This is a genomic window from Candidatus Zixiibacteriota bacterium (assembly GCA_014728145.1).
Classification (GTDB): domain Bacteria; phylum Zixibacteria; class MSB-5A5; order JAABVY01; family JAABVY01; genus WJMC01.
This window is the reverse complement of record WJMC01000025.1, coordinates 1-5,260: the sequence shown is the minus strand read 5'-3', so window position 1 is coordinate 5,260 and position 5,260 is coordinate 1. Positions and strand designations below refer to the sequence as shown.

At 50.2% G+C, this 5,260-nt stretch carries 8 protein-coding genes; all 8 read right to left on the bottom strand.

Annotation, left to right across the window (positions count from 1 at the left end; genetic code table 11):
- Positions 1-206, bottom strand: a 206-nt coding sequence (locus GF404_01290) for a hypothetical protein (GenBank protein MBD3380807.1), incomplete at its 3' end; no start/stop codon positions are given.
- Positions 207-444: 238 nt separating this feature from the next.
- Complete coding sequence (locus tag GF404_01285) at positions 445-1,077, bottom strand: TonB family protein (GenBank protein ID MBD3380806.1); 633 nt, start codon at positions 1,075-1,077, stop codon at positions 445-447.
- A 101-nt stretch (positions 1,078-1,178) separates the two neighbouring features.
- A complete protein-coding gene (locus GF404_01280; GenBank protein MBD3380805.1) occupies positions 1,179-1,640 on the bottom strand; it encodes a TonB family protein in 462 nt (153 codons plus the stop codon).
- Between the two features lie 116 nt (positions 1,641-1,756).
- Complete coding sequence (locus GF404_01275; GenBank protein MBD3380804.1) at positions 1,757-2,518, bottom strand: TonB family protein; 762 nt, start codon at positions 2,516-2,518, stop codon at positions 1,757-1,759.
- Positions 2,518-3,144, bottom strand: coding sequence for a hypothetical protein (locus tag GF404_01270; protein ID MBD3380803.1), 627 nt, complete (start codon positions 3,142-3,144; stop codon positions 2,518-2,520). The genes GF404_01275 and GF404_01270 overlap by 1 nt, the downstream gene beginning before the upstream one ends.
- Positions 3,145-3,162: 18 nt before the next feature.
- Complete coding sequence (locus tag GF404_01265; GenBank protein ID MBD3380802.1) at positions 3,163-3,714, bottom strand: hypothetical protein; 552 nt, start codon at positions 3,712-3,714, stop codon at positions 3,163-3,165.
- 2 nt (positions 3,715-3,716) lie between these two features.
- The gene (locus GF404_01260; GenBank protein MBD3380801.1) at positions 3,717-4,442 is read right to left on the bottom strand and encodes a MotA/TolQ/ExbB proton channel family protein; all 726 of its coding nucleotides are present in this window, start codon (positions 4,440-4,442) and stop codon (positions 3,717-3,719) included.
- 54 nt (positions 4,443-4,496) lie between these two features.
- Positions 4,497-5,249, bottom strand: a complete 753-nt coding sequence (locus GF404_01255) for a hypothetical protein (protein ID MBD3380800.1) — start codon at positions 5,247-5,249, stop codon at positions 4,497-4,499.
- Between the last annotated feature and the right edge of the window lie 11 nt (positions 5,250-5,260).

The following is a 5,260-nucleotide window of genomic DNA, read 5'->3' as shown; positions in this document are numbered from 1 at the left end:
ATCGGTGTGGAGACAATTTCTGTCTTTTCTCTTTGCACAGGAACGGGGGCTTCCACACCAATCATTCCCATCAAAATCAATGAAGCAATAATCGCCAGCGGTAGCGCGCATGATATCAGGGTGCCGGCCAGCATATTCTTCTGGTAAGCCCGTTTGAGTTCAAAGGCTCCGTAAGCTGACCGGGTGGCCAGTTCTTGAGTACGCATAACTCCCTCCTTTGTCGATGCTTTCAGTCTGAGCGAGACCTAGATAAATTTCTGCGGCCCGATTTCTATATAATTTAGACTCAGTTGATATTCCCGGAGGGATCGCAAATGGCGGGTTTTGCGTCAGGTACGGTTTCAAGCTGAAACCTGATAATAATATACCCCCGAGTCACCAGTATAGTTTAGACGGCTGACCCGGGGGGGGGTTCGTTTAAAACCTCCGCAGGTTTGATGCAGATTAACGTTTGAGCATAAAGGAGACCTGGTAGGATACCCAGCAGGCCACCGGTTTATATTCGTAGTAGGCCGGTTCGTACTTGCGGTCGAAGGCGACCTCGAGCGCTGCCTCCTCGAAACCGGCCCCGGCGACACCTGAAGCTTCTTCAATGATGGCGTCGCGTACCACACCCTCCCGGTCGATCAGGATCCGCACCCAGACTGTTCCGGTCTGATACGACCGGAGTGCCTGGCGTGGATACCTGGGACTGGGGGCGTACTTGAGATTCGGCGCTATATCGACAGCGACCGGATCGTTCGGTCCGGGAAATCCGGGCAGATTTCGCGGACTGAAACAGTCTTTCGAAGTAGCTGATTGTGAGAACTGGCAGGAATCGGTACTGGCGTACAGCTCCTGCCCGCTTGAGGAAATTCGGGATGCCCGGGCGGGATCCCGGCTCTTATCATCGAGGCTGTCGGCCCGAATCACCTCCATCAGGCCGAAAACCAGAAGTGACACTATGATAAGTGAAACTATGTAGGCTTTCCAGGTCAGAGAATAGCCAAGATTTTTGAGATCAGCAGCATCTTCAAATGCGCTCTTGATTACTGAATCATGCTTGTCCTGCATACAAACCCCCGGATTGATCTTCATGCTCTATTAATAAAAACGGTCGATCCGGGGGCTTTTCTTAGTTTCATCTCTAAACAATGCTGTCGAAAATCGGAACAGCTTTTTGTTCAAAAACTGCTCAACTATTCAGAGTTTTCACTCTCCTTGAGCTTGAACTTAACCGCGTAGGCAATCCAGGTCGCAACCGGTTTGCCGTCTTTTTGAGCCGGTTTGTAAGTCGCTTCACGGGCGACCTTCAGGGCTGATTCTTCAAATCCAAACCCCTGCTTGGATTCATCGATTTTGAGGATTTCTGCTTCTGTAACCGCGCCGTCAGCATCGACAAAGGCCTGTACGAAGAGCTTGGCTTCAACTTTAAGCTGGCGGGCTTTTTCGGGATACACAGGAGTTGTTCTTTGAAGCAGTACGGGCGGATTATCGAATTCCACAAACTGCCTAAAGAGCTTATCCGCCGACTGAGCGTTTGTTGAAAGATCACTGAAATCATGCTGTTTCCGGCCTGAATCCGGTGTGATTTCTTCAGCAGTTATACTGCCTGAGCAAGCAAGTATTACAATTATGAAAGTAGCAAAAATCAATTTCATAGAACCTCCCAATCAAGTGTTTAATACCATCCGGAAGGACAATAAAAAATCCCCCGGCCCGCGTTTAGACATAAAACGCATGAGACGAGGGATCGTTTAACTTTTTGTCGGCCTTTTTACTGGCCCCTGAGCTGGAAGCGAACTTTGTATGCCACCCAGACCGCAACAGGCTGGTTGTTTTGCATCGCCGGACGGTAGATACGTCTTTTAGCGGCTTCCAGAGCGGCTTCCTCAAAACCGGCATTGACGCCAGATTCCTTGACGACAATAGCATCGCGCACGTTGCCATCCTTATCGACCAGGACCTGCACCCAGACGACGCCTTCGACGCCCGCTTTTCGAGCCATCTCCGGGTAATCCGGTTCGCATTCCTTCGGATTGAGAAGCTGGGGTTCCTCGTCGAAAGCGACGAATTCATCCGGTTCCGGCATGATATCACCCATGATATCGATAACGGTGTTATCTCCGTAGATATCACCGCCACCCTCACCAGCAACATCAGCCGCTGAAAGCTCGACTTTCTGGAGGTTGGTGGCCAGCACCTGGACCTCCATGACCTCTTCATCGGCAACCGGGTTAGGGATACCGATCTTCGGCATTTCGATCTTCTCTTTCATGATCTCCGGCTTCTTGATCGATTTCTGAATCGACGGCGGAGGCAACTCGCTCAGGTCAACATAGACCGGAGCCGCGGCGGCATCGACAGCCTCTTCCTCGGCCTGGATATTCTGGATAACGCCGATCAGCACGATCACCCCCATGACCAACAATGGAATGGCGCAGGATATCAAGGTGCCCAGAAGCATATTCTTCTGGTAGGTGCGTTTCAGCTCAAACGCGCCGTAGGGACCCTGTGCAAATGCCTGTGACATCTTCATTATGGCATCCTTTCCCCGCGAGCCCGCATGGAGTCGAGTGAAAATTCGAGCATGCGTGAATCTCTACGGTCGTTCCAGGGTACTGTAGTATATCTGTAACTGTATGTCGTGTCAGCAAAATTATCCAGAGCGGCCCGGTTTTCGCTCAGGTAACGCTCCAGGAATGTCGTGTCGCTTCTGAGAACCGTTTCGACCGCCGAAAAATCATCGAGCACATCGACATAGTTATGAAACGATGCCTTGGGGTGAATCTTCACCAAAGTCGAGAGAAACGGGTTGTTCTTGTTGTGGACCACCAGTGAATCGAGGAGGTTATCCGAATCGATCGGACGGCTGGAACCTTTTTCATCGCCGATCGACCACCACATAGTGTTCACTGAATCGACTCGGAGTACACACAGGTTCGATTTTTTAACATCGATTTCCGTCTCCTCGTCAGTCTCCTTGGGCAAATTGATATCCATCGCCTGCGGAGCCGCAAACACAGTCGTGACCATATAGAAAATCAGAAGCAGGAAGGCAATATCAACCATCGGCGTCATGTCCAGACGGATATTTATCCGTCGTTTTTTCTTTTTTCCTCCCTTACCGCCTCCACCGGTTTCGGGAACGTCAACAGCGCCCATTTATCTCACCACCTTCCTTTAATCCTGTTCGAGTTCAGTAATAACCTGGAACCCGGTTATATTGACATCGCGAAGAGAGTTCATCAACTTCTCCATGACACCATAATTCACATCTTTATCACCTTTAACTACCACCAGGCTACTGAGCACATCCTGCTTGGCCCGTTTTCGAGCTTCAGCCTGGTCCTCGCCGGGATACAGCTTGTTAACGTTTTTAAGTTCCTCCGATCTCATCTGCTGAACGCTGGGACCGGTCAGCTCGACTTCCTCGAAGGGAATCGGGACGACGTTACGAAAGGTTCTCTCGATAACCGAACCGTCCTCGAGCGTCACTTTACGTTTGGTGACGAAGTCGATAAAGACAGAATCCTCGGCCGGAACCGTAATCATAAAAACGTTACGCTTGGGCAGCTCGATCTGCGAACGCGATGTAGGCAGAGCAACCTCCTTCTTCTCCGGCGGTTTGAACTGCGTGGTAGCCATATAGAAGATCAGAAGCAGAAAGGCGATATCGACCATGGGGGTCATATCGAGCGTAATGTTAACTCTTCTTTTCTTCTTAATCTGCATGATTACTTACCTTCTTTATGCTTGATCAACTGCAAAACTTCGTATGAAGCTTCGTCGATAGTGTAATTGAATGAATCGACCTTGTTGACAAAAAAGTTGTAAGCCACAATACCGACGATAGCCGATGTCAAACCACCAGCGGTATTGACCAGCGCTTCGGAGATACCGGTCGCCAGCTGGGTGGCGTCGATAACACCGCCGGAAGCATGACCGGTGGCGTTAAAGGCACGAATCATTCCAATAGTTGTACCCAGAAGACCGACCATAGTTGCAATAGAAGCGATAGTCGACAGAGCGATCAGGTTGCGCTCCAGAAGCGGTACCTCGAGCGCGTTGGCTTCTTCGATCGCGCGCTGAGTTTCCTCCAGACGCTTCTCAGGATCCATAGAACTGTCTTTTATGGTCTTATAATGTTCAATACCGGCACGGAGCACATTGGCCAGAGAACCACGCTGCTTGTCACAGGCGGCCAGAGCGCCGTCGTAATCGTTTTTCTGGACCATCATGACAATGCTCTTAAAGAACGACTGCGGAGAGCCTTTGCCCTTGGCCTTGTTCAGTGACAGCAGTCTCTCAATAATGAACGCGATCAGCATAACCAGAAGAGAGATCAGAACAGCCACCAGCGGACCACCTTCCTGCAGATAAGCCGGCAACTGTAACCAAATGAAAGTTCCGATCGCCAGGGAGATGATCAGATTGAGTGTCACGAAAACGGATTGCTTCACTTCTTAATCCTCCTGAAAATTCTATGACGTTATTTGTATTTTCAACGCTTAAGTTTAGAAATCGTTTGATTTAACTGAATTCAATATCAACCCCGCAATCGACATCCAGACACCGATTCCGGACAGGGCGGCGAAGGTTACGATATTGACCGAATTGCCGACCGCTTCGACTCCGTAATGCTCGGCGATCCATTCGCCAAAAGGCAGGCTGACACCGACGATCGAATAGATAAAGAAAGCCATCCAGATCGCCAGAGGCCACCACTGCAGGCTCATTACCCGCTTCAGCCTGGCCAGATAGGCGTCGAAGCTCTTCGACGGCGTCCACAGCATGACCAGTGTCAACACTCCGAAAATCAACGCCAGAAACGACAATGCCGCCGGAACATAGACGAAGATCTTCAAAGTCGGATTGAACAGGTCGAGCACATGCATGTGCGCGCTGGCCTGGAAAAATCCGACGATACCGCTGAACTGCAGGTCGACCCAGTTGGAATGAAAGTTCATCCAGGGCAGAAAACCGGAAACGATCATAATCAAGCATGACAAGGTCAGTACGATCTTGTTGGAGGCCGGCAGGAGATCCTGGTGGACAGCAGTGAATCCTCGAAATGGGGAATAGCTGTCCTTACTGAACTCTTTGACCGCCTGTTCGTGCTTTTTCTTTTCCTCTTCATTTTTGAAGAAGTCCCCTTTAGGTTTGGAGAAGACATCGAAGCCGATATAGCGAAAACGCTCGTTTTCGTCCAGAGTACTCTGTTCGGGCTCCTTCGGCTCCGGCTTGTTTTTGGTCTTATCCTCTGCCATTAATACACCTT